This window comes from Winogradskyella wandonensis, assembly GCF_004346845.1.
In the GTDB taxonomy this organism is placed as follows: Bacteria; Bacteroidota; Bacteroidia; order Flavobacteriales; family Flavobacteriaceae; genus Winogradskyella; species Winogradskyella wandonensis.
This window is the reverse complement of record NZ_SMGI01000001.1, coordinates 771,720-797,702: the sequence shown is the minus strand read 5'-3', so window position 1 is coordinate 797,702 and position 25,983 is coordinate 771,720. Positions and strand designations below refer to the sequence as shown.

24 protein-coding genes are annotated in these 25,983 nt (G+C 35.2%); 11 read left to right on the top strand and 13 right to left on the bottom strand.

Annotated elements, in window-relative coordinates:
* Positions 1-33: 33 nt before the first annotated feature.
* Positions 34-177: a hypothetical protein gene (locus DFQ05_RS13640; protein ID WP_199221954.1), complete on the bottom strand. Its 144-nt coding sequence runs from the start codon at positions 175-177 to the stop codon at positions 34-36.
* A 57-nt stretch (positions 178-234) separates the two neighbouring features.
* On the bottom strand, positions 235-819 hold the full coding sequence (locus DFQ05_RS03675) for an RNA polymerase sigma factor (RefSeq protein WP_132703670.1): 585 nt from the start codon (positions 817-819) through the stop codon (positions 235-237).
* Between the two features lie 230 nt (positions 820-1,049).
* On the opposite strand from DFQ05_RS03675, the gene uvrA reads away from it, so the two are divergent.
* Positions 1,050-3,839 carry an excinuclease ABC subunit UvrA gene (gene uvrA / locus DFQ05_RS03670; protein WP_132703668.1) on the top strand — a complete coding sequence of 930 codons (2,790 nt, stop codon included), beginning with the start codon at positions 1,050-1,052 and terminating at the stop codon, positions 3,837-3,839.
* On the opposite strand, the gene DFQ05_RS03665 is transcribed toward uvrA, so the two are convergent.
* The 3 genes from DFQ05_RS03665 to DFQ05_RS03655 all read right to left on the bottom strand — a co-directional run bounded on the left by DFQ05_RS03665 (position 3,834) and on the right by DFQ05_RS03655 (position 6,122).
* Positions 3,834-4,340 (bottom strand): DinB family protein, encoded by a 507-nt coding sequence (locus tag DFQ05_RS03665; protein WP_132703666.1) that lies wholly within the window; start codon positions 4,338-4,340, stop codon positions 3,834-3,836. The two genes, uvrA and DFQ05_RS03665, sit on opposite strands and share 6 nt — an antisense overlap.
* Positions 4,341-4,420: 80 nt before the next feature.
* Positions 4,421-4,900 carry an Lrp/AsnC family transcriptional regulator gene (locus DFQ05_RS03660; protein ID WP_132703664.1) on the bottom strand — a complete coding sequence of 160 codons (480 nt, stop codon included), beginning with the start codon at positions 4,898-4,900 and terminating at the stop codon, positions 4,421-4,423.
* A 73-nt stretch (positions 4,901-4,973) separates the two neighbouring features.
* Entirely contained in the window at positions 4,974-6,122 is a 1,149-nt protein-coding gene (locus tag DFQ05_RS03655; RefSeq protein WP_132703662.1) for a M14 family metallopeptidase, read from the bottom strand.
* A gap of 302 nt (positions 6,123-6,424) precedes the next feature.
* Between DFQ05_RS03655 and DFQ05_RS03650 the strand changes: the two genes are divergently transcribed.
* Genes DFQ05_RS03650 through DFQ05_RS03640 form a run of 3 tightly spaced genes read left to right on the top strand, consistent with a single transcriptional unit; the run spans position 6,425 to position 8,045 of the window.
* On the top strand, positions 6,425-6,802 hold the full coding sequence (locus DFQ05_RS03650) for a helix-turn-helix domain-containing protein (RefSeq protein ID WP_132703660.1): 378 nt from the start codon (positions 6,425-6,427) through the stop codon (positions 6,800-6,802).
* 43 nt (positions 6,803-6,845) lie between these two features.
* Positions 6,846-7,259 (top strand): hypothetical protein, encoded by a 414-nt coding sequence (locus DFQ05_RS03645; protein WP_132703658.1) that lies wholly within the window; start codon positions 6,846-6,848, stop codon positions 7,257-7,259.
* The gene (locus tag DFQ05_RS03640; protein ID WP_132703656.1) at positions 7,260-8,045 is read left to right on the top strand and encodes a TerC family protein; all 786 of its coding nucleotides are present in this window, start codon (positions 7,260-7,262) and stop codon (positions 8,043-8,045) included.
* Positions 8,046-8,059: 14 nt separating this feature from the next.
* Here DFQ05_RS03640 and DFQ05_RS03635 read toward each other — a convergent pair whose 3' ends face one another.
* The 5 genes from DFQ05_RS03635 to ychF form a co-directional block, all read right to left on the bottom strand.
* Positions 8,060-8,941, bottom strand: coding sequence for a pirin family protein (locus DFQ05_RS03635; protein ID WP_132703654.1), 882 nt, complete (start codon positions 8,939-8,941; stop codon positions 8,060-8,062).
* A 7-nt stretch (positions 8,942-8,948) separates the two neighbouring features.
* Positions 8,949-11,669: a DNA gyrase/topoisomerase IV subunit A gene (locus DFQ05_RS03630; protein ID WP_132703652.1), complete on the bottom strand. Its 2,721-nt coding sequence runs from the start codon at positions 11,667-11,669 to the stop codon at positions 8,949-8,951.
* Between the two features lie 132 nt (positions 11,670-11,801).
* A complete protein-coding gene (locus tag DFQ05_RS03625) occupies positions 11,802-13,655 on the bottom strand; it encodes a DNA topoisomerase IV subunit B (protein WP_132703650.1) in 1,854 nt (617 codons plus the stop codon).
* Positions 13,656-13,870: 215 nt separating this feature from the next.
* On the bottom strand, positions 13,871-14,629 hold the full coding sequence (locus DFQ05_RS03620; RefSeq protein WP_132703648.1) for a DUF481 domain-containing protein: 759 nt from the start codon (positions 14,627-14,629) through the stop codon (positions 13,871-13,873).
* Between the two features lie 37 nt (positions 14,630-14,666).
* A complete protein-coding gene (ychF, locus tag DFQ05_RS03615; protein ID WP_132703646.1) occupies positions 14,667-15,761 on the bottom strand; it encodes a redox-regulated ATPase YchF in 1,095 nt (364 codons plus the stop codon).
* Between the two features lie 255 nt (positions 15,762-16,016).
* Between ychF and DFQ05_RS03610 the strand changes: the two genes are divergently transcribed.
* Both DFQ05_RS03610 and DFQ05_RS03605 read left to right on the top strand, forming a co-directional pair.
* The gene (locus DFQ05_RS03610) at positions 16,017-17,189 is read left to right on the top strand and encodes a vWA domain-containing protein (protein ID WP_132703644.1); all 1,173 of its coding nucleotides are present in this window, start codon (positions 16,017-16,019) and stop codon (positions 17,187-17,189) included.
* A gap of 301 nt (positions 17,190-17,490) precedes the next feature.
* Positions 17,491-19,032 (top strand): hypothetical protein, encoded by a 1,542-nt coding sequence (locus DFQ05_RS03605; protein ID WP_132703642.1) that lies wholly within the window; start codon positions 17,491-17,493, stop codon positions 19,030-19,032.
* A 46-nt stretch (positions 19,033-19,078) separates the two neighbouring features.
* Here the strand turns inward: DFQ05_RS03605 and DFQ05_RS03600 are convergent, their stop codons facing one another.
* The 3 genes from DFQ05_RS03600 to DFQ05_RS03590 form a co-directional block, all read right to left on the bottom strand.
* Complete coding sequence (locus DFQ05_RS03600; RefSeq protein ID WP_132703640.1) at positions 19,079-20,146, bottom strand: DUF262 domain-containing protein; 1,068 nt, start codon at positions 20,144-20,146, stop codon at positions 19,079-19,081.
* Positions 20,133-20,723 (bottom strand): hypothetical protein, encoded by a 591-nt coding sequence (locus tag DFQ05_RS03595; RefSeq protein ID WP_132703638.1) that lies wholly within the window; start codon positions 20,721-20,723, stop codon positions 20,133-20,135. Before DFQ05_RS03595 ends, DFQ05_RS03600 begins: the two co-directional genes overlap by 14 nt.
* A gap of 200 nt (positions 20,724-20,923) precedes the next feature.
* Positions 20,924-21,277: a 4Fe-4S dicluster domain-containing protein gene (locus DFQ05_RS03590; RefSeq protein WP_132703636.1), complete on the bottom strand. Its 354-nt coding sequence runs from the start codon at positions 21,275-21,277 to the stop codon at positions 20,924-20,926.
* Positions 21,278-21,349: 72 nt separating this feature from the next.
* Between DFQ05_RS03590 and DFQ05_RS03585 the strand changes: the two genes are divergently transcribed.
* The 5 genes from DFQ05_RS03585 to DFQ05_RS03565 all read left to right on the top strand — a co-directional run bounded on the left by DFQ05_RS03585 (position 21,350) and on the right by DFQ05_RS03565 (position 25,963).
* Entirely contained in the window at positions 21,350-22,396 is a 1,047-nt protein-coding gene (locus DFQ05_RS03585; RefSeq protein ID WP_132703634.1) for an acyl-CoA reductase, read from the top strand.
* Positions 22,397-22,481: 85 nt separating this feature from the next.
* Positions 22,482-23,543, top strand: coding sequence for a 3-phosphoserine/phosphohydroxythreonine transaminase (gene serC, locus DFQ05_RS03580; RefSeq protein WP_132704156.1), 1,062 nt, complete (start codon positions 22,482-22,484; stop codon positions 23,541-23,543).
* Between the two features lie 97 nt (positions 23,544-23,640).
* Positions 23,641-24,591 (top strand): D-2-hydroxyacid dehydrogenase, encoded by a 951-nt coding sequence (locus DFQ05_RS03575; protein ID WP_132703632.1) that lies wholly within the window; start codon positions 23,641-23,643, stop codon positions 24,589-24,591.
* Positions 24,592-24,684: 93 nt separating this feature from the next.
* Complete coding sequence (locus DFQ05_RS03570; protein ID WP_132703630.1) at positions 24,685-25,326, top strand: DUF937 domain-containing protein; 642 nt, start codon at positions 24,685-24,687, stop codon at positions 25,324-25,326.
* Between the two features lie 199 nt (positions 25,327-25,525).
* A complete protein-coding gene (locus DFQ05_RS03565) occupies positions 25,526-25,963 on the top strand; it encodes a DUF6146 family protein (RefSeq protein WP_132703628.1) in 438 nt (145 codons plus the stop codon).
* Positions 25,964-25,983: the final 20 nt, after the last annotated feature.

The following is a 25,983-nucleotide window of genomic DNA, read 5'->3' as shown; positions in this document are numbered from 1 at the left end:
AAACCCTGATTTACTCAATCAGGGTTTTTTCAACTAATTCAGAAGCGCTTCAAACTTCATTTTTTTATAACAATTAACACGTAAAGCCTTTGAATAATTCAGCAGAAAATCTACTGTTTCTTTTTTTGGGTTAAGTTTAATGTGTTTTGAGGTGTCTTGAGAGTAAATTTTTGCCATTTGCGTAATTTTGTGTTCATATTACACAGAAAACGCAAAAAATATTACTTTATTATATCAATTTGTTAAAATTATATTATGCTGGTCTATAACCTTGCGTAAATTAATTAGAGCATAACGCATTCTTCCTAAGGCTGTATTAATACTTACACCTGTCCTTTCCGAAATTTCTTTAAAGCTCATATCTTGATACATACGCATTAATAACACTTGCTTTTGGTCTTCTGGTAACTCTTCAATAATACGTCTTACATCAGACTCTACTTGGTCTTTAATGATAGATTTTTCAGCATTTAAAGAAGAATCGCTTAATACAGAAAAAATACTAAACTCGCCAGAATTATCAAACTTTGGCATTCTACTATTTCGTCTAAAATGGTCTATAACTAAGTTATGAGCAATCCGCATTACCCAAGGTAAAAACTTTCCCTCTTCGTTATACTTACCTCTTTTAAGCGTTTTTATTACTTTAATAAAAGTATCTTGGAATACGTCTTCTGTGATATCTCTATCAAAGACTTTAGAATATATAAAACTATATATTTTTTGCTGATGCCTATTAATTAAAATAGATAATGCATTTTCATCACCGTTAATATAATTTTTGACAAGGACTGCGTCGTCGATAAGTTTTCTTTTCATAATAAGTACTTTAAGCAACAAAGACTGGCTTTGTTCGGGGTTTTAGCTTTTTCTTAAAGTAATATTATGCTATACGCAGTTGTTTTTGATGAATTAATGCTTCAAATAACAAGAATCATTCCGAAAAAACAAAATTTCAACCCAAATTTTAACATTTAATCTAACATATCATCACTTTTAGCTGTAAAATAGTTATGGTATCTTTGCAAAACTTTTAGCAAAATATCTGTATGAGCAACACGGTTTTAGACGTCAATCCAAAAGAAAATATCATTATTAAAGGTGCAAAACTTCATAATCTTAAGAATATTGACGTTGTTATACCAAGAAATAAACTGGTTGTTATTACAGGTCTTTCTGGCTCAGGTAAATCGAGTTTAGCATTCGACACCTTATACGCAGAAGGACAGCGCCGGTATGTCGAGAGTTTAAGTAGTTATGCGCGCCAATTTTTAGGTCGACTGAACAAACCTATGGTCGATTACATAAAAGGTATTGCTCCTGCTATTGCCATAGAACAGAAAGTAAATTCTACTAATCCACGCTCTACAGTTGGCACAACTACAGAGATTTACGATTATCTAAAACTATTATTCGCTAGAATTGGCAAAACTTACTCGCCTATATCTGGAGATTTAGTAAAAAAACATCGCACAAGAGATGTTATAGATTACATAAAAACCGTTGAAGAAGGTTCAAAATTATTGCTTCTATCTCCGATAATACTAGAAGAAGGCCGTACCATAGAAAATAAACTGCAAACGCTATTGCAACAAGGCTATGCACGAATTAAAGTAAAAGACGAAGTTCTGAGAATAGATGATGCATTAAAAACTGAGATTAATCCTAAAACAAACCTTTTTTTAGTTGTTGACCGTATTGTTTACAAAGACGATGAAGATTTCTTAAATCGGTTGGCAGATGCTGTAGAAACCGCTTTTTTTGAAGGTGTTGGTGCCTGTATTATCGAATCTTTATCCAATAACAAGCAAAAACTGTTTAATAATAAGTTTGAGCTAGATGGGATGACATTTTTAGAACCAAATGCCCATTTATTCAGTTTTAATAATCCTTATGGTGCCTGCCCAAAATGTGAAGGTTATGGTGATGTCATTGGCATCGATGAAGATTTAGTAATCCCAAATACCTCTTTATCCATTTACGAAAATGCAATTTTTCCTTGGCGAGGTGAAAGTATGAGTTGGTATCGCGACCAATTGGTTAATAATTCGCATAAGTTCGATTTTCCTATACACAAGCCTTATTTCGAACTTTCTGAAGAGCAAAAAGCATTAATCTGGTCTGGAAACACGTATTTTGAAGGTTTAGACAGCTTCTTTTCGGAATTAGAATCCAAGGCTTACAAAATTCAGAACCGCGTTATGTTATCGCGCTATCGCGGAAAAACCAAGTGTAACGTTTGTAAAGGAAAACGGTTACGCGAAGAAGCCAACTTTGTAAAGATTGCTGGAAAAACAATTACCGACTTGGTGGATTTACCATTAGAGGAACTCACTCTTTTCTTTAAAAATTTGGAGCTTAACGACCATGATGCTAAAATTGCAAAACGTCTACTAAAAGAAATTAACACAAGACTTGAGTTTTTATCTAATGTCGGACTTAATTATTTAACACTAAACCGAAAATCTAATACCTTATCTGGTGGAGAAAGCCAACGAATTAATTTAGCAACATCACTTGGTAGTAGTTTGGTAGGCTCTATGTATATATTAGATGAGCCAAGTATAGGTCTTCACCCTAAAGATACCGAGCGCTTAATTAACGTTCTAAAATCATTACGTGATTTAGGAAATACCGTCATTGTTGTAGAGCATGACGAGGATATTATGAAAGCCGCTGACGAAATCATTGATATTGGGCCAGAAGCTGGTACGTTTGGCGGAGAAATAGTTGCTACCGGAACATTTAAAGATATTTTAGTTTCCGACACCTTAACTGCCAATTATCTAAATGGAAAATTAGAGATTGAAATTCCCAAAAAGCGCCGAGCAGTTAAATATTATATCGATGTGATTGGTGCTCGGGAGAACAATTTAAAAAACATAGATGTATCCTTTCCTTTAAACATGCTTACTGTAATAACGGGCGTGTCTGGTAGCGGAAAAAGTACGCTAGTAAAAAAACTGCTCTATCCTGCATTACAGAAGAAACTTACTGGCTTTGGAGACAAAGCAGGGCAATTTACCGAGTTAAAAGGAAACTTCTCCAATATCGAAAATGTAGAGTTTGTAGACCAAAATCCTATTGGGCGTTCCTCACGCTCTAATCCGGTAACCTACATTAAAGCCTACGACGATATTAGAGCGCTTTTTGCTTCACAAAAACTAAGTAAAATTAGAAATTATCAGGCTAAGCATTTTAGCTTTAATGTCGATGGTGGTCGATGCGAAACCTGCAAAGGCGAAGGCGAAGTTACTATAGAAATGCAGTTTATGGCGGATGTACATTTAACTTGTGAAACCTGTGGCGGAAAGCGTTTTAAAAAGGAGGTTTTAGAAGTGACATTTGAAGGAAAATCCATTGACGATGTACTAAACATGACCATAGATGATGCCGTTGCGTTTTTTGAAAAGTATGGAGAGTCAAAAATTGAGCGTAAACTACAACCGCTTAAAGATGTTGGTTTGGGTTATGTAACATTAGGACAATCCTCTTCTACCCTTTCTGGTGGCGAAGCACAGCGTATTAAGTTAGCTTCATTTTTAGGTAAAGGCTCTAAGGGAGATACAACCCTTTTTATATTTGATGAGCCTTCTACTGGACTTCATTTTCATGATATTAAAAAATTACTGAAATCATTTCAAGCTTTAATAGACATCGGACATTCAATAATAGTTATAGAACATAATATCGATGTTATTAAATGTGCGGACTATATCATAGATTTAGGTCCTGAAGGCGGTAAAAATGGTGGTCAACTTGTGGCGTATGGAACTCCAGAAGAAATTATTGCTAATCCTAATTCTGTTACTGGTAAATATTTAAAGGAAAAATTATAAATACCGCTCTTGTATCACTTTGTTATGGTGGTTCTCATGACCAGTAATAATGTAGCCTATAGCCCTAACAGAAATATTAGAACCACTCGCCTTACCTAAAGCCTTTAACGCTTCATCATTAAAGGAATTAAATAAAGTTATAGTGGAATTACGCACAGCTATATACTCTTTGATTAAACTTTTTAAATCTCTTTTATTAGCTTCTCCAGACAAAACGTAGTCGTCTTGCTCAAAACCTGCCATCTCCGTTTTATCGCCTCTAGCAATGCGCAAAGCACGGTAACTAAAGATGCGCTCTGTATCAATAATATGAAGCAAAATATCTTTTGGCGTCCATTTACCTTCGGCATAAGCGTACTCCTCTTTTGCTTTTGGTAAGCTCTTGTAAAACCGAACCACAGCATCTAAATTATCTTTTAAACCTGTGATTACATCTTTATTTGTAGTCAAATTAATATAAGGTTGATAATAAGCATTGTATTCCTCTTTAAGTAAATCCATAAGCACTTGTTTTATTAAATCTTGAAGATAAAAAAAGCCCTAGCAATATGGCTAAGGCTTCAGATTGTTTTGCATTTTATTTATAATTCATTAAAAATAGTGTGCATTAAACGCTTTTTGTCGTTAATACTTTCTTCTAACGAAATCATAGTCTCTGTTCTGTAAACACCTTCGATATCATCTAACATAAAGATAATATCCTTAGCGTGCATCGTGTCTTTAGCTCTTATTTTACAGAAGATATTAAACTTACCAGTTGTAATATGAGCCACGGTGACATAAGGAATTTGATTTATACGTTCTAAAACAAATTTAGTTTGTGATGTGTTTTGCAAAAATACACCAACGTATGCAATAAAAGAATAACCTAACTTTTTGTAGTCTAAAGTCAACGAAGAACCTTTAATAATTCCCGCCTCTTCCATTTTCTTAACACGCACATGTACAGTACCCGCTGAAATCAATAATTTTTTTGCAATATCTGTAAAAGGAATACGCGTATTATCGATAAGCATATCCAAAATTTGGTGGTCGATTTCGTCTAATTTAAACTTTGCCATGGTATAATTTTGTTGAATTATATGCAAAAATAAGACATTTTCTTTGATAAAAAGAAGCTAAATCGAGTAATATTTAAGATTTTATCAAGATTTTTCGATTATTTAACATTACGAAAACGATTTCGTTAGTAATTTCTAACGGCTGATTTTTCTCATTTAATACGAGTTCTCCGTTTCCAAAAATTTCTTTATGCGCATAATAGTTATTTAGGCGTCCAATTTTCTCAACTATAGGCACAAAATTAATGCTTTTGTTTTCTAAAACTTCTTTAAACTGAATAGCAATATCTACCGGAATTTCATCGTTCTTAGAAACACGGACATCTCTGATTATTATATCGTAAAAGTTCTTTTCATTTTCTGGGATGGAGAAGTAATCTTTATGTGCCGCTGGATTAATGCCATCAGAAATCGCTTTTATTCCAAAATAGAGAGCCTTAAATGCGTAAAGTCGTGTTACTTCCCTATCGTAATCATTTTTATAATGGCCTGCCTCATAAAGCACAGTTGGCGCACCTAAGGATTGAAATGTATCACCAACACAGTTTAGATTAAAACCATCGTCATACCGTCCTATCGACATCGGAAGCTCTGCTTGAAGGGCTTTATATATAAACGAAATTATAGCCATAGCCTTCTTCCTGGTAAAAGTCACCGTTCTTTCGATATTCTGCGCAGGTGATAAAAAAGAAAGTGTAGCCGAATTCCCCGTATTTCCAGCTCCAAATATGGTACGCTGCCCATGAAGATTAAAACAATAATCTGGCATGAATGTGTCGAAACATTTTCGTAAAACTATACTTTCTGGCTGCGTTAGGTTTTGTGCATCCCTATTTAAATCTACAATATTTGCATTTACCCGAGTGTAGTTTTCTGCTCCATCAGGATTTAGCATTGGTAGAATTAGTAATGTACATTGCTCTAACAATGCTTTGACCTCAGAATCGACTGTTAAAAACCAATTTAATAAATCAAATAGTGCTTTTGTTGTTGTAGATTCATTTCCATGCATTTGGGACCAGAGTAGAATTTTACTCTTTCCATGTCCAACCTTAATAGTATAAATTGGCTTGTCATTCACAGATAATCCGATCGTAGTAACTTCGAAAACAGAACCCATTTTTTTTACTAATGGTTCAATTTTTTCAAGCGTAATATATCGTCCTAAAAGAGAATTTTCTTTATGGATTTTATGTAATTCTGTTAACCGACTAGGTTCCATAAAAGTCATTTAGTTTGCAAAGGTATACAATTGTAAATTTACATTTGTAAACATGATTTTAATCAAAATTTGTTACTAATGTATACAGAACTATTACAATTATAACTCGAGATACACCATGAGAATGAAAATAATTCAATAAAATCATATTTAAAAAACTAAATTATTTATTTTCAGTATTTTAAAACATTTTATATGAAGTTTTAATTTATATATTAAATTTATAATATCGTTTTTATTTAGTTAATCAAAGCAACTATTGTTACATTTGTAACGTATATTATAAGAAAGTTAAGTTTACAATGATAAACATGACAGAATTTACCGAACGCTTGCAAAAAATCATAAATTTTTACGATGAAACGGCATCTAGTTTTGCAGAAAAAATTGGCGTGCAACGTTCTAGTATTTCGCATATTCTTTCTGGTAGAAATAAACCAAGTTTAGATTTTGTAATGAAGGTTTTACATGCCTACTCTGAGGTCGATTTATATTGGCTAATGAATGGTAAAGGTGAATTTCCTATGTCTGCAAAAAATGAAATAAAATCGTCGGAGCTTAAATTTTCTGATTCGCATCCCGAGGCTTCTACGCAAATTTCAAAACCTTCAAATTCTTCAGAAATAGATAAGATTATTATTATTTATAAAGACGGAAGTTTTAAGAGCTATCAGAATTAAGCCATACATAATTCTTATTTTTGTAAAAATTTTTATTATACCTATGAGGCGTTGCTTTATTTTTCTGATTTGCATAACTTTTTTTAGCTGTTATAACGTAGAACGTAATTGCTTAGACTACAAAACGGGAACGTTTAAATTCTCCTACACTGTTAATGGTGAAGAAAAAACTGGGCATTTTATTAGGGATGAAAACTATAGTATTGACTATTTTGATGGTAAAATAGATTCGTCTTCTGTGCGATGGATAAATGATTGCGAGTTTATCTTAAAAAAAATAAATCCGCAAAACACATCTGAAGATGACGCTATACACATGAAAATTTTATCGACTACAGATTCTTCATACACCTTTGAGTATAAATTAGCCATAAAAAAATCAAATAGACCTTTACGTGTAGAACGAGGCGTTGCCTTTAGAGACAGTAGTTTTAAAATTTACAATACAAAAAATTAAATGATAGAATTTTTACTTTCTGGCGACGCTATTATCGCCCTATTAACGCTTACTTTCCTAGAAATTATTTTAGGTATAGATAACATTGTTTTTATTTCTATTGCTGCCAATAAGCTCCCAGAACATCAAAGAGGCAAGGCTACTAATATTGGTCTAATACTCGCAATGGTTCAGCGTATTGTATTATTATTCTTTGTTTCGTTTTTAGTTGGGTTAAAAGAGCCGTTTTACGAATTTGAGAATTCATGGTTAGAACTTCATCTTAGTTGGCAAGCTATTATTCTTTTTGCTGGTGGGTTATTCTTAATATACAAAAGTACATCGGAAATTAGAGAGAAAGTCGAAACGCCCACACACGATGAAGATAATATTAAAGGTAAAATTATTAGCTCTCTATCTCAGGCTATTGTACAAATATTAATTATTGATTTTATATTTTCTGTGGACTCTATTCTAACGGCAATTGGTATGACTAATGGCTTGCATCCAAATGCAAGTTACAGCCTTATATTAATGATTATAGCCGTGGTAATTTCTATTATTATAATGATTGGGTTTGCAAACCCGATAAGAAAATTTATAGACAAACATCCAAGTATGCAAGTGCTAGGATTAGCATTTTTAATTTTGATTGGTTTTATGCTAATTACGGAAGCCGCACACCTTTCTGATACCAAATTCTTTGGCAATGAAGTTGGCGCCATACCAAAAGGCTACTTGTACTTTGCTATAGCATTCTCTTTGTTTGTAGAGTTTTTGAATCAAAAAACAGCACGAAAGAAGTAGAGATTACTGAAAATCTAAGGCTTCAATTCAGGAATTGGGATATAGGTGTTGTCGCCAGGGACTTTAGGAAATTGTTTGTTTTTCCATCTTTCTTTTGCTTCTTGAAGTTTCTCTTTACTACTTGAAACAAAATTCCACAGCAAGAAATGCTCTTCCTGTAGCGGTTCTCCTCCGAACAATAAAAGGCGTGTTCCTTTATCAAGGCAGATACTGCACTGCTCATCTGTTTTACTTATTAACATTTGTCCAGCTTCAACCTTATGGTCTTTTTCGGTAATTTCGCCCTTAACGATAACAAAAGCAACTTCACCTTTAAGCTGGTTAGCTAGATTAAGTGTCGTCTCTTCTTCTGCCAGTATATCCACCATAAACATAGACGAATAGCCTTGAAGTGGCGAAGTTTTTCCAAAAGCATTACCAGCGACCAATCTAAGCTTTAGGCCATCATTTTCCCATGAAGGAATCTCTGAACTCGAATAAAATTTAAAGTTAGGATCTATATCCTCTTTATCTTTTGGAAGCGCCACCCAAATTTGGTAACCGTGCATTGTAAAATTTTCAGGAGTTCTTCGAAATTCTGGTGTACGCTCTGTATGTGTAACACCGTGACCAGAGGTCATAAAACCCACATCACCAGGTGAGATAATTTTGTGGCTCCCCAAGCTATCTTTATGTTCTATTTCACCTTCAAATAAATAGGTAAGTGTACTTAAACCAATATGTGGATGCTGGTCAACATCTACATATTTGCCATTACCCAAAGTTGCTGGTCCCATGTGGTCTATGAATGTAAAAGGCCCAACTTGCCGCTTTTTACGAAATGGCAATAAGCGACCAACCAAAAATTGTCCTAAATCAGCCTGTCTTTCGTTTACTAAAAGTTTATTATTAGCCATGTTTTGTTTAAAACAATGTTACTTGTCCAGAGTCATCTACATCCAAGTCATTATCGTTTTTACTATCATTTGGTTTTGATTTTTCAGTCTTTGATTCAACATCTAGATTTACCTTAACTTCGTTATCTGTGACTTTATAAGACTCGGCGGTAACTTGCTCTTCATCAACAACCTCTAAATCCTCTGCATGTACTTCTTCTGGTGCATCAAACGGAAGTGATTCTATTAAATCTATTTGATTCACTTTATCCTTAGTCAACTGATTTCCCATTGCGGTAATGCCCTTAACATCGATAAACTCTTCAAAGTTGACTTCCATATTTGGCTTTCGGTCTTTACCACGTTCTTTGGTAAACTCAACCTCAGCAACGGGTCGCCAATCTGTAGAAACGACTTCTAATTGAGAGTTTGGATGGTCCGAAATAAACGACTCTTCTTTTCCTTCATTTTCAATTAGAAAACGTTTAACGTAATACAGCTCTTTTTCGCCATTATAATAAATTGCTGAAATTGGTTTTTTAGGAATCCATTTTTCTAGAACAATCATATCACTATCGAAATGCGTTGTCAATTCTGGAATAATGGTTTTTACTACTCCAGACTGATTGATAATTAACAAGCGGTCTTCGCCTCTAAACTCACCAATCAATTCACCTCTACCATCGACATTAAGGCGTTGCACAGTATCATCAAACCAAATTTTACGTGGTTTTAAAGTTGAAACACCTTTTTCCTTAAGTTCTACACGTTTAATCGCGTATTTAGTAACAAGATTACCTTTCGATGCTCTTCCTTTTATTAATACATCCGAAAAGTCTAAATCCCATTTAAGCTTTTTAATACTTCCTACTTGACGAAGTAAGACTGAAACTACTTCTGCTTCACCATTTGGATTGGCAGAAAAATACCAAACCACGGAACCTTTATTTCCATTAGTTAAATCGTACTCACGGTCACGCGTTATAGAGGTAACAGCAAAACGTTTAACGTAAGATGGTCCACCTTTACCATCACGATAAATCATGTTATAAATCGTACGCTTATCTTTCTTTTTAAAGACCGCAACATGAATAATATCCTTACCTATAAAGGTTTTAGAATCCACCTTGGTGACCATCATTTTACCATCTTTGGTAAAAGCAATAATATCGTCAATGTCACTACAATCGCAAACATATTCGTCTTTTCGCAGTGATGTACCTATAAACCCTTCTTCTCTATTGACATACAATTTGGTATTACGTATAACCACCTTAGTTGCATCTACATCATCAAATATGCGGATTTCCGTTTTGCGCTCTTTTCCTTCGCCGTATTCTTTCTTTAATCTTTCGAAATAAGAGATAGCATAGTCGATAAGATTAGCTAAGTGATGCTTAACTTCAGCAATTTGCTCCTCTAAAGCATCAATTTTTTGCTGTGCTTTATCAATATCAAATTTTGAAATACGCTTGATTCGGATTTCAGTCAAGCGCGTAATGTCTTCAACTGTGATTTCACGTTTAAGATGCTTGATATGTGGTTTTAAACCTTTATCGATAGCATTAATAACGCCATCCCAAGTTTCTTCCTCTTCGATGTCTCGGTATATTCGGTTTTCTATAAAAATACGTTCTAAGGATGCAAAGTGCCACTGTTCTTCGAGCTCGCCTAGTTTTATTTCTAGTTCACTTTTTAAGAGTTGTACCGTGTTGTCTGTAGAACGACGTAATATCTCGGAAACACCAATAAACAAAGGCTTATTATCTTCGATTACACAACCTAATGGCGAAATTGACACTTCACAACTCGTAAATGCGTAAAGTGCATCAATGGTTTTATCTGGTGAAATACCAGAAGGTAAATGTACTAAGATTTCTACCTCAGCTGCTGTGTTGTCCTCAATCTTCTTAATCTTAATTTTGCCTTTATCATTAGCTTTAAGAATAGAATCTATAAGCGACTGAGTGGTTGTACTAAACGGAATCTCTGTAATTACAAGCGTATTCTTACTATGCTGAGAGATTTTTGCACGCACACGGACTTTTCCTCCTCGATTTCCGTCATTGTAATTGGTGAAATCAGCAATTCCAGCTGTTGGAAAATCTGGAACTATCGTAAAGCGTTTTCCTTTTAAATGCTTAACAGAAGCATCGATAAGTTCTATAAAATTATGGGGTAATATTTTTGTGGAAAGCCCTACAGCAATACCTTCTCCTCCTTGCGCTAACAACAGCGGAAACATGACAGGCAAATTGATTGGCTCTTTACGGCGACCGTCGTAAGAGGCTTGCCATTCTGTAATCTTTGGGTTATAAACAACGTCTAGAGCAAACTTGGATAAACGCGCTTCTATATATCTTGAAGCCGCTGCTCTATCACCGGTAAGAATATTTCCCCAATTTCCTTGGGTATCGATTAACAAATCCTTTTGCCCTATCTGTACCATAGCATCTGCAATACTCGCATCGCCATGCGGATGGTATTGCATGGTGTGTCCTACAATGTTTGCTACTTTATTGTAACGTCCATCATCCAAATCTTTCATGGAATGCATAATACGACGCTGAACAGGCTTAAAACCATCTTCGATAGCGGGTACGGCGCGCTCTAAGATTACGTAAGAGGCGTAATCCAAAAACCAATCCTTGTACATGCCCGTAACCTTAGTTATGGTTTCTTGGGGTTCAGTAGTGTCTTTAGACTGTAACTCTTCTTCGTTTTCGTGTTCGTTAATTTCTTCGCTCATAAGCCTCCTAAATCCTCCAAAGGAGGACTTTCAGTTTATCACTTAATTAATTATTAAATTTTATAATTCATTTTAAAACTTATCACTTCATGTTTAGAATTCCTTTCCTTAGTGAAGGTTAGGATGAGCCTTTTACTCTTCAACAACATCCAATTCCACTTTCAGGTTATCGATAATGAATTCTTGTCGTGATGGTGTGTTTTTGCCCATATAGAATGACAACAACTCTTCAATAGACATATCCTTGTCTAGCATCACTGGATCTAAGCGCATATCTCTACCTATAAAATGCTTAAACTCATCTGGTGATATTTCACCCAAACCTTTAAATCGTGTAATCTCAGGTTTCGGTTTTAGTTTTTCTATGGCATCTCTTCGTTCTTCTTCAGAATAACAATAGATAGTTTCTTTCTTGTTTCGGACTCTAAATAATGGTGTTTGTAAAATATACAAGTGCCCTTCTTTTATCACTTCTGGAAAAAACTGCAAGAAGAATGTAATGAGTAACAAACGAATGTGCATACCATCAACATCGGCATCCGTTGCAATAACAATGTTGTTGTAGCGTAAATCTTCGAGTGATTCTTCAATGTTTAGAGCCGCTTGTAATAGATTAAATTCTTCGTTTTCGTAAACAATCTTTTTTGATAAACCATAAGAATTTAAAGGCTTACCTTTTAAACTAAAAACGGCTTGTGTATTGACATCTCTAGATTTTGTAATACTACCTGATGCTGAATCTCCTTCTGTAATAAACAACGTCGATTCTAAATTGCGTTCGTGCTTGGTATCTCCAAAATGCACACGACAATCCCGTAATTTTTTGTTATGTAGACTGGCTTTTTTAGCACGGTCTTTGGCCAGTTTTCTAATTCCGGACAATTCCTTACGCTCGCGCTCTGCTTGAAGAATCTTTCGTTGTAGTTTTTCTGCCGTTTCTGGATTTTTGTGTAAGTAGTTATCGAGATAGGTTTTTACAAAATCGTTAATATACGTTCTCACCGTTGGCAGGTCACCACCCATATCGGTAGACCCTAACTTAGTTTTGGTCTGACTCTCGAATACAGGCTCCATAACCTTAATCGCGATAGCTGAAACTACGGACTTTCTAACATCGGAGGCATCGTAATTCTTTCCGTAGAATTCTCTCACGGTTTTGACTAAAGCTTCACGAAACGCAGCCAAATGCGTACCACCTTGAGTTGTATTTTGCCCATTGACAAAGGAGTGGTACTCCTCGCTATACTGCGTTTTGCTATGCGTTAATGCGATTTCGATGTCATCACCACGTAAGTGAATAACAGGATATAGTAAATCACTGTCGTTTATATTTTCGGCCAATAAATCCTTCAGACCATTCTCACTAAAGTATTTTTCGCCATTGAAGACTATTGTCAACCCAGGATTTAGGTACACATAGTTCTTCAACATTTTAACGACATATTCACTACGGAATTTGTAATTCTTAAAGATGGATTCATCTGGAATAAAAGAGACCTTAGTTCCTTTACGACGCGAGGTATCATCTAACAATTCTTGATTGGTCAAATTTCCTTGCTCAAATTCGGCTGAAGCAGATTTTCCATCTCTTGTAGATTCCACTCGGAAATAGGTTGATAGTGCGTTTACAGCTTTTGTACCTACACCATTCAATCCAACAGACTTTTTAAAAGCTTTAGAGTCATACTTACCTCCGGTATTCATTTTAGAGACCACATCTACTACTTTGCCTAAGGGAATACCACGACCATAATCGCGCACTATAACTTTGTCGCCATTAATCGAAATCTCAATAGTCTTTCCTGCACCCATTACAAATTCGTCAATAGAATTGTCGAGGACTTCTTTTAAAAGGATATAAATACCGTCATCTGGAGAAGACCCATCGCCTAACTTACCGATATACATACCAGGACGCATACGGATGTGTTCTTTCCAATCAAGCGAGCGTATATTATCTTCGGTATATTTTGTTTGTTCGGACATAGAAATGAGGAAACTTGGATGAAAGGCTAAATATAATATTATACCTCAAAAAAAGAAATACGGATGAAGTAAAGTAATTAACAATAAAAAGCCAAAGTTGTTGAGAACATTGGCTTTTATGGATTGGTCAAATAATTGATTGATGATATTCAAATATACACCACTAGATTGCTCGTTTGCGTTAATAAGCGTTAACTTCTGTTAAGCTTCTTATTTTAAAAATTCTTTAAAGTAAACCCAAAGGTTAGGAACTGGTCTTCTTCTTCTTGATTTTCAATAACTATACTTTCAAAAGTTCTAAGGTAATTGATTTTAAAACTCAAAAACTTCCAGATAGGAAATTCTGCCGAAAGGTCCGCACTCCAGCGGTAATTGTCTTCATTTTCTAATGAAGGTTGAAAATAACTTTCGTGCTTCAACACTACTTTCTTTTTAAATAGCTCGTACTTGCCACTAACCCAAATTGTACCGCGAAGCGTATTTATAGATTTATCGCCATTAAACTCCATTTTGTTAAACAAGGCTCTTCTAAAGTCCGTTTCTTCATATTCCAACGTAAGTGAAGCCTTAAGCCAATTTTTATCGCCTTGAATAATTTGATATGTGCCGCCAGCACCAACCAAATAACGTTGCGCAATTTCACGTCTAAAATTAGTACTTATAAAGCCTAAAACTTGAGGATAAAATCGTTTTTCGGGATTAAAATACAGAAAGTTAAGACTCAGAAAATCGGAATCTGCCTTGGTTTTGTCAAAAGCCTGATAAACATAAGAGTTAGTTGATTTATAGACCCATTTTTTCCATGGGCGAATACTAAAATCTGTGCGTCCTCTTAGAATTAGCGTTTCAACATTTCCAGATTGCCATAAGCCCGTAAACGATAAACTGGCTTTAAGCTTCAGCGTATCGCTCTCATTAATTTGAGAAAAACCAAAAATTGGAAAAACTAAAAAATAGAGAATATAGTTTTTCATTGTATTCCTACTTAAAAGTTTAAAATGTGACTAATATCTACACATTAAACAAGAAATGCATCACATCACCATCTTTGACGATGTAATTCTTTCCTTCGACACGCATTTTACCAGCTTCTTTCACTTTTGCTTCACTGCCGTAAGACACATAATCATCGTAAGCAATAACTTCTGCTCGGATAAAGCCTTTTTCAAAATCGGTATGAATAACACCAGCAGCCTGTGGTGCCGTAGAGCCCACTGTGACAGTCCACGCACGCACCTCTTTAACTCCAGCAGTAAAATAAGTTTGCTGATTTAATAGTTTGTAAGCCGCACGAATTAACTTTGCAGAACCAGGTTCATCTAAGCCTATATCGGCTAAAAACATTTGGCGCTCTTCATAATCGTCCAATTCATTGATATCGGCTTCTGTACCAACAGCTAATACCAAAACTTCGGCATTTTCGTCTTTTACAGCTTCTCTAACCTGCTCTACATAAGCATTTCCAGTAGTAGCAGCACCTTCATCTACATTACAAACGTACATCACTGGCTTGTCCGTAATAAACTGTGATGGCTTTACATAATCTGCATAGTCTTCATCAGAAAATTCTAAGGCACGAACAGACTTTCCAGACTCTAAACCTTCTTTTATCTTTAGTAAAACAGCTTCTTCAGCTTGTGCTTCTTTATTACCGGTTTTGGCAGCACGCTTTACTTTATCAAGTTTCTTCTCTACAGTTTCAAGGTCTTTTAACTGTAATTCCATATCAATGGTTTCTTTGTCACGAATAGGGTCAACAGAACCATCGACATGTACAATATTATCGTTATCAAAACAACGCAATACATGTAAAATCGCATCGGTTTCGCGAATGTTAGCTAAAAACTGATTTCCTAAACCTTCGCCTTTACTTGCGCCTTTTACCAAACCAGCAATATCTACAATCTCTACAGTTGCAGGGATTACTTTTTCTGGATTAACCAATTCTTCCAACTTTGCCAATCTTGGGTCTGGTACGTTAACCACACCAATATTGGGCTCTATTGTACAAAACGGAAAGTTTGCACTTTGCGCCTTGGCATTAGATAAACAGTTAAACAAAGTCGATTTTCCTACGTTTGGTAATCCTACTATTCCGGCTTTCATATTCATTTCCCGAACAGACGGGAATATTATTAGTTAAACATTATATTTTTTGATGAATTCGATAACCTCAATCACCAAAAAAGCGAGTGCAAATGTAACTAATTCGAATAAAATTTAGTCCAGAATGTTATGAATAATAGCATCACTCAATGAAATGTTGGTTTTACTCATTAAAAATAGGTTTTGACGTGTTTTAGATTGTAAAGATGCTACCACAGATTTAGTTTAGCCTATTATTCATCAAATCAAAATATTATGAAACTGAAAACACAAATTTCCATTATCGTACTAACCATTCTACTTTTTAATTGTAGAAACACCAACGAAGTTCAAGCACTAAACCACAATCCGAACAAACCTTTAGTGAAATCTGCAGATAGGCATCCTACAAAAAATGCTGAAATTGTATTTTGCTTAGACGCCACAGGCAGTATGGGCGGACTTATAGGTACAGCAAAAGAAAAAATCTGGGATATTGTTAGCGAACTCGCACAAGATGGTGATATCGATACGCTACGAATGGGTATGGTGTTTTATCGCGATAAAGGCGATGCGTTTATTACTAAGCGTATTGACTTAACTACGGATTTAGATGAGGCCTATACCGAACTTTTAGATATTAATGCGGCTGGTGGTGGTGATTCTCCTGAGAGTGTTAACCAAGCCTTGCACGAATCTATTACACGTATGCAATGGTCATCCGATAAAAAAACCTACAGAACCATATTTGTAGTTGGCGATTGTCCGCCACATATGGATTATCAAGATGATGTAAAATATACCGAAAGCTGCAAACTCGCTGCTAAAAAAGGCATTACAATTAATACTATAAAGCTAGGCAACGCTTGCCGTGAAGCCATTCCGCATTTTAAAAGCATGGCCGCTTGTACTAATGGTGAATTTTTAATGCTAGACCAAAACGCACAAGATTACGTGGTAGCAACACCTTACGACGATGATATTAATCGCTTATCCCGCAATATAGATGATACCAGAATGTACTATGGCGATAAAAAACTACGCGAAGCTAACTACTCTAAAAAAGCCATGTCTATGGCGGTTTACGATAGTGGTTCTACAACAGCAAATAGTGCTCGTGCCGAATACAAACAAAGCAAAGCGGGACAAAAAGTTGCTTACGGAAGCCAGGAAATTATTAGCGATTACGACAACGGAAAACTAAAACTTAACGAGATTGAAAACGACAAACTCCCTGAAAATCTAAAAGGAAAATCTCTTGAAGAAAAAGAACGTCTGGTTAAAGCTATGAGCAACAAGCGAAAGGCAGATAACCAGAAACTAAAGGAACTTCTGAAGAAAAAACGCGACTACTTAAAGCAAAAGGCATCCGAAGGGTCAAGCCAACCGTCTTTTAGTAAAGAAGTTTTAGAGGTGATGAAGAAACAAGCCCGTAAAACGGATAGTTAATTGATAAAGCTGTCAAAAAAAACACTGTCTTATCGAGCTTGTCGAGAAATTCAACATAATATAATGAATATCAGTTTCGACAAGCTCAACTTGAAAAATCAAGTAAAAGAAACCTTTTCTGTCATTTCGAGCGACAGTCGAGAAAACTAAGGCGTTTAGTTTCATAACATTTCGACTGCGCTCTTCCGAGGGTTCGGAAGTGACAGATTTCGGTTTACAGAAATTTTTACACAGTTTCTTTTTTTTCATTTTAAATTGATAGGTAAAACCATTATAATTGTGACATAATAAAACACTTATAATGAAATACGTTTTTTCACTTTTTGCTATATGCCTTTGTTTCCTCTCCACAACGGCTCAAGACACGCCAAAACTTACAGTAGAATACGGAAGCCTTTTTAAAAACGATAAAAGAGAAATACCCATAGATATTATCGGTAAAGACGAGTTTGGCTATTACATGTTGTATTCCGAAGGGCGCTTTGGACAGGGCGATGAGCTTAATATCCGAAAATTTCATCTCGATTTAACGCCATCTGGCATGGAAATTAACTTAAAAAGTAAGCAATATGCTGGTAAATTTAATTCTCTAGGTCTACGAAAAATTAAAAATCGGATTATCCATATCTTTTATGTCCTAACCAAAACAGGAAAAACCTACTATTACCAAACCGTAGATTTAGACCAATTTGTACTCTCTGAAGAAAAGGAAATTTTAAACATAGAACATGGCGATAAAGACGCTTCAGAATCTGTGAGCCGATTTATAATTAGCGAAGACGAGTCCACGATTAAACTTATCTACACGCTGCCAAATGACGATGAGGATAACACCACCTTTCAGTTAAAAACCTTTGATGTCTTTTTTAACGAGCAATCCTCTACAACCTATGAGTTTCCTTATGCTAATGAGGTATTTGTACTAAGGAATATTTTTACAAGCGAATCGGACGATATCTTTTTTATCAGTAAAAAATTTGATAGTGATAAAATTGGCAGAGAAGCCATGGACTTTGGTTACGAATATCTGTTTCATAAGATTGAAGGTGATAGTTTAAAGCTTATCACCACCATTAGACCTCGCGATGTGCATTTACGCTACTTATACCCAACCATTGCAGATAATAATTTGCTACTTACAGGTATTTATTCCGAAACCGATTTATACGCCATGTCGGGTATTTTTACTGCTAAAATTAACCTTGAAACCTCAGAAGTTGCCTATACCAACTACAACAAACTATCTGCAGCATTCTTTGCGCAGTTGCTAGAAGATGGCAAAAAGAAAGACCGCTTGGTAAAGAAGTTTAACGAAGGGAAAAGAGACAACCAAAACTACATTTTAAAGAGCGTTAAGGTAATGGACAATAACGAGCTTTTGGTGTTAGCAGAACAAACCAGAACCTACTCGTATAACTACTCTATTACCTATTATCACGAGAATGTTGCAGCCATGCGCATTGGTAACGACGGAAAACTTATTTGGGCCAACAAAATTGCCAAAAACCAAACTCGTGGTAACGTACCAATTTACAGCTCATTCTATTCTACAAAACGCGATGATAAGGTGCTACTATTTTACAATGGCAATGCAGATAATGTAGGTCTAAGAAAAGGAAAACCAGCAAATGCTTTTAATACTCAGAATATGGCGTTTATGTGCACAATGATTGGCTCTGACGGCAGCTACCAACGGCAAAAGCTATTTACCAAAGATGGTTTAGGCGGTGTTACGATACGCCCAGGCTTATACAATTGGGAAGACGAGAACACACTAGTTTTATTTGGGCAAGATGTAGATAACCTAAAGAACCAACGATTTATTAAAGTTAAGTTTGATTAATAGAATTAAGCGAGAACCAAATGTTACTGATTCATTATTTTAATCGTCATTTGTTAATTATCCTTTTCAGGTGGCGATGCCTCTCAAATCTATTGCTTTTTTGTCTTGTACCTTCTTTTACAAGTGATTTATAACTATAAATACTTGAAAGCTGATCCGCATAATATTTTTCTAATAGTGCATCATTGTCGTAGTTGTCAATGAAATTTCTATAGTTTGAAATTTGATTTTCAGTCAATGTCTTTTGATTATTTAGAATATCAAAGATTACTGTGAAAAGTGTATAAAAATGAACTTGCCTTTTGAGAATTTTAATTCTCTCTTTATTATTTTCGATTACCTTGTTTATTTCGCTTAAAATCTCTTTGAATTTATTTTCATCTTTATCCTTGTCTGGATAGTCGTCGTTATACAAATCATATATTTGATTTAAATTGGTATTTCCTATATCTTCTTCAATTCCTTTCTTTAAAAACACTAATAAAGTACTTACAAAAGATATATCTCTCATTCTTCTTCTATCAGCTACACCAAAAATATTATTGTCTTCCCAAAAATCGAGTTCAGCTAGCTTCGAAGACAGAAGCATGAATTCACCCTCAAATTCTGCATTGCGTAATTCTTGAGGATTTAATGTCATATTATTGCTATTCAGCCTTAAAAACATATTGACAATAGACACTCGTTCTACCTGATTTCGTACTAACCTAATTGAAAAAAGATAACTCCAAATGGACTTTTTATCATCGGCTTCTAAATCCTTGAATAATCTGTCTTGAATTCTTCCTTTAATAGGATTATTAGCATCTAAACTTGAAGCTTTTAATTTGAAATTGTTTGCTATATACTGAAAGACAGCGCCACATCTTTGCTGACCATCAATAATAGAATATTTTGTGTCGCCAGTATCTCCATCAGTGCCTGTATTCCAGAGATAAATCTCTGGAATTGGGTATCCAATTAGTATTGATTCGATAAGTTGAATTTGATTTTTCTCAGTCCACACATAATTTCTTTGAAATGAATTATCAACTTCCAATAAACCTTTTTGACTTAAATCATAAAGCCATTTGGCTGTTTGAGGTTGTATGTCTATTTGTTCAATTAATTTCATTTATAATATTTTTTAGTTTTGTAATTCCTTTTAGATGATATTCCTGAACAGACTCCCAATCAGAATAAATCCTATAATTAATATCATGTTGAATATTAAAAGTTAATTGAAGTTCTGCTTTAAATGAAAGTACCTTTTTTTGCCAATTTTCTAAAGTCTGATTTCCATAAGTTTTATCATTATCACGAATACTAATGAATCCTCCAAAAATATTTCCGCATTTTTTAATGTAGTTTTCTAGGTATTGTGTTTGAGCAATTGCTCTATATGCAGTCCATATATCATAAAAAAGCCGTCTTGAAACTATAATTAAATCAAAATCAGAGTTTTCGTGAAACTCTTTCAATTCTTTACTTGGTGAAAAACTATATCTAGTTTTCGCACTTCCTACAATTGAAATATTGTTAAAAGGTATGTTTATTTTTTTTGAAATAAACTTTTTAAAAGCATCATAATCTGAACTAAAGTCATCTCCATTGTTCTGAAAGTACCAAACATCTTGCCCCAGCAGATATTCATAATAAATATCTAATTCAGTTTGAGTATTTAGTTTTTGGATTAAACTTTCTTTGCTCATTTTCTAATCATGCTAGAAATTAAAACCTTTTATGTTATTGACACATTATAATGTCGTATACTAAAATTAGTTTAGCATCAGGAAGCTAAATTAAAATATTAAATTCACATGGATCTACGTAAAACTACGTAGTAGGGCAAAAAAAAATCCCAAGTAAAAACTTGGGACTAATCGTATATCTAAAAATAGTAAATCTAATATCAATCGTCTGGGTGCATAAACTTTTGCTTGGCTAAAAGTTCCTCTTCGGTTTCTACATGGTTTTCGTCCGGCACACAACAATCCACAGGGCAAACCGCAGCGCATTGTGGCTCTTCGTGGAAGCCCATACACTCCGTACACTTATCTGGTGCAATGTAATAGACCTCGTCGCTAATAGGCTCTTGCGTCTCATCGGCATCAACTTCTCTACCATCGGGTAATACAATTTTACCTTGTAAACTTGTACCGTCTTTGTAGCGCCAATCGTCTGCGCCTTCATATATCGCTGTATTTGGGCACTCTGGCTCGCAAGCACCACAGTTAATACATTCGTCTGTTATTATAATTGCCATTTTTTTCTTTTCCTTTTTCGTAATTTTGCAGTTGCAAAAATAAAGCCAAAACCTATTATTACCAAACCTTATATGGAATTACAACAAAGAGTTAACGCTTTTGTAAAATTAGGGCACTTTCTAAGTCTGTTTACAGCGTCACCAAAGGCCAATGATATCGACAAAGCCTTTATCGATGGTTTTAAACTTCAGTTAAAGCTTGCTCAAGAACATAATGGGTGGTTTACAAAAAATAATCTAGATTTTGCCTTACAGTCTTGGACAGATGCTTTATCGGAAGATAATCTTAACAAGTGGACGGCTAATTATAATTTCGATACCGTAAATCCACAAACCATTGCTATAATTATGGCTGGGAACATTCCACTGGTGGGATTTCACGATTTTTTAAGCGTTCTTATTTGTGGTCATAGTGTTTTGGTAAAACAATCCTCTAACGACAAGCATCTACTACCCTATTTAGCCAAGTATCTAGAGCTATTAGAGCCTAATTTTAAAGGGAAAATCACCTTTACCGAGGACAAATTAGAAAATTTTGATGCGGTGATTGCCACAGGCAGCAATAATACAGCCCGCTATTTTGAATACTATTTTAAAGACAAACCGTCGATAATTCGTAAAAACCGAAACTCAGTCGCCATACTTACAGGTAACGAAACCCACGAACAACTTGAGGCGTTATCGGATGATATTTTTAGATACTACGGATTAGGTTGCCGCAATGTGTCTAAAATTTACATTCCGAACGACTATAATTTTGATGCGTTCTTTAGAGGTGTCTTTAAATGGAAAGACATTATTAACGAAAGTAAGTATGCCAATAATTACGACTATAATAAGGCCGTTTACATCATGAGCGAATTTGATATGCTAGAAAACGGCTTTTTAATGGTAAAAGAAGACCAAAGTTTTGGTTCGCCAATAGCTACCGTGTTTTACGAGAAATATTCGGATACTGAAAGCTTAAAACAGCATTTAGAGTCGCAAAAAGATAATATTCAGTGTGTTGTGGCAGATGGGTTTACGGATTCTGAAATCCCATTCGGAAAAACGCAACAACCCCAATTATGGGATTATGCAGATAGTGTAGATACTGTTGATTTCTTGTTGAAATTATAGTCCAAAAATTATCGATTTCTTAATAGAATTTTCTCAATTAATCGCCACCTTTGTAACGTTTAAAAATTGAAAATCAGAACAAATGATTAAGAAACATAACTTTAGTGCTGGTCCTTGCGTATTGCCAAAATCAGTTATACAAAAAGCCTCCGAAGCTTTAATAGATTTTGATAACGGCTTATCGCTTATCGAAATATCGCACCGTAGCAAACCATTTGTAGATGTTATGGAGCAAGCACGCGCTTTGGCTTTAGAGCTTCTTGGTTTAGAAGGCAAAGGCTATAAAGCCTTATTTCTTCAAGGTGGAGCAAGCACGCAGTTTTTAATGGTGGCGCTAAATCTACTCGAAAAAAGAGCAGGTTACCTAAATACAGGAACTTGGTCGGATAAAGCGATAAAAGAAGCCAAAATCTATGACGATATTTACGAAGTAGGGTCTTCTAAATCAGCTGGTTTCAATTATATCCCAAAAGGTTACGATATCCCAGAAGATTACGATTATTTCCACTGCACATCTAACAATACCATTTTTGGTACGCAGATGAAACAATTTCCAGACTCACCAATCCCAATGGTTTGTGATATGAGTAGTGATATTTTTTCGCGTCAGTTAGATTTTTCAAAATTCGATTTAATTTACGCAGGCGCTCAAAAAAATATGGGACCTGCTGGAACAACATTAGTCGTAGTTAAGGAAGATATTTTAGGCAAAGTATCGCGTAAAATTCCATCGATGATGGATTATAAAGTCCACATCAGTAAAGGCAGTATGTTTAATACGCCTCCTGTTTTTGCAGTTTATGTGTCTATGCTAACAATGCAATGGTTAAAAGACTTAGGCGGTATTAAAGCGATTGAAGAAGAAAACGAAAAGAAAGCACGTTTAATCTATTCTGAAATAGATTTAAACCCATTATTTAAAGGTTATGCCGTTAAGGAAGACCGTTCTAATATGAATGCAACCTTTACACTAGAAAACGAAAACCTTAAAGAAACCTTTGATGCCATGTGGAAAGAAGCCGGTATTAATGGTCTTAACGGTCATAGAAGTGTCGGTGGTTACAGAGCTTCGATGTACAATGCCTTATCGCTAGATAGCGTTAAAGTTTTAGTTGAAGTAATGAGCGAATTAGAAAGTAAAGCGTAAATACCAGTGGTAGCTGAGGCTCTCGAAGCTACTATTTATGTATAATAAAATGGATTGTGGTTTCGAGAGTCTCAACCACCAAAACTTTAAACTTAAAATGAAAGTATTAGCAAACGATGGTGTTTCACAAAGCGGAATAGATGCGCTTGAAGCTGCAGGATTTGAAGTCTTAACAACGACCGTTGCCCAAGAACAATTAGAAAATTATATTAACGATAAAGGGATTACGGTATTACTAGTGCGCAGTGCCACTAAGGTTCGTAAAAATATTATAGACAACTGCCCTAGCCTTAAAATTATTGGTCGCGGTGGTGTTGGTATGGATAACATTGATGTAGATTATGCACGAGAAAAAGGCTTACATGTTATTAATACGCCGGCAGCATCGTCGCATTCAGTTGCAGAATTAGTTTTCGGACATTTTTATGGTTTAGCACGCTTTTTACACAATTCTAACCGTGATATGCCGCTAGAAGGCGACACTAACTTTAAAAAGCTAAAAAAAGCTTATGCCAAAGGTATTGAACTTAAAGGCAAAACTCTTGGCGTTTTAGGTTTTGGCCGTATCGGTCAAGCTACAGCTAAAGTTGCTATTGGTTCTGGTATGAAGGTTGTTGCTTTTGACCCATATATGGATGAAGCTAATTTAGAATTAGAGTTTTTCGATGGGCAAAAAGTTAATTTCAATATCAAAACTGTTTCAAAAGAAGATGTATTAAAACAAGCAGATTTCTTAACGCTTCATGTACCAGCTCAAAAAGAGTATGTCATTGACGAAAAGGAATTCAGCCAAATGAAAGATGGTGTAATTATTGCCAATGCTGCTCGTGGTGGTGTGGTTAACGAGGTAGCGCTGGTAAAAGCTATTGAAACTGGCAAAGTTGCTGGTGCGGCCTTAGATGTATTCGAAAAAGAACCAGAGCCAGAAATGGGTCTTTTAATGAATCCTGCATTATCCTTAACACCACATACTGGTGCTGCAACGAATGAAGCACAAGATAGAATTGGCGAAGAATTAGCATCACAAATTATAAGTATTTTAAAATAATAGCACTTAAAAAATTCCCTGTAAAAAAGTCTCAATGAAAATTGAGACTTTTTTCGTACATTGAAAAACTTTACTAACAAAAACTTTACAACTATGGAAGGCATTTTAGACTTGCTAAATAGCGATTTAGGAAAAACAATCATTAGTGGTGTATCTGGCACTACAAATACAGAACAGAGTAAAACAAGCAGTGTGCTAACAATGGCACTACCTGTTTTAATGAAAGCTATGGAGCGCAATGCTTCTACTCCAGAAGGTGCTCAAGGCTTAATGGGCGCTCTCAGTAATAAACACGACGGAAGCATCTTAGATAATTTAAGTGGTCTTTTTGGAGGCGGCGTTGATGAAGAGGTTAAGACCGATGGTTCTAAAATTTTAGGACATATTCTTGGACAAAAACAACAAGGCGTACAACAAGTCATTGGGCAAAAAGCAGGATTAGATTCTGGTTCGGTGGGCGAAATACTTAAAGTTGCTGCTCCAATTCTTATGGGTGTCCTTGGTAAGCAAAAACGACAAAATAACGTAAGCTCAGAAAACGAGCTTAGTGGCTTATTAGGCGGATTACTTGGCGGTAGCAAAGCGAAAAACGAGCAAAGCTTTTTAGAGCAAATATTAGATGCAGACGGTGATGGTAGTGTTGTAGATGATGTGGCAGGTATGGTCCTTGGTGGCTCCAAAAAAAGAGGAGGTCTAGGCGGATTACTGGGCGGACTTTTTGGTAGAGGTCGATAGGTCTTTCTTAAATATAAATATGATAAAGCAGCTTTCTTTAGCTGCTTTTTTTTATGGCTCATTTAAAGTTATGTTTCACTCAATGTAATACATCGCTAACGCATTTATGCTTTGTTATTGGGTACTCTATTCGGTTATTTGAAGTGTTAAATAGAACATATAACACCAAAACAAATTCAATATTTAATAACTTTATAATATGAAAACACTTATCCCATTTCTCATTCTTTTAGTACTAATTTCTAGCTGCAAAACTGTAGACGCTCCAAAACCTCCTAGTAATGAACGTGAGGAAAGTCTTGTAGAAAACGATACGGTAGTCATAGACAGCGATGAGAACGAATACGAAATTATAATCATAGAACCAGGTTTTAACGCATGGTTACAAAGTACTGCTAGACCTAGACATTATTATTCTCAAAACTTTTTAGAGACGCGTAATCAAATCTATGTGACGAATTGGAATTTAAGAGTCAATCAACCACAACAGTTCGACCCCAATCTATATCAGCTACAAATTGACTACAATCCTCGCGAAGATTATGGTTATGAAATAAATTACAAACTTTATAATTACTTCATTTACTTTCAGTTAAAATACAATCAGAAATTAGGGCCTTTCGTCGTAAGAATTTAATGTAAATTTGTAGCGTTTTT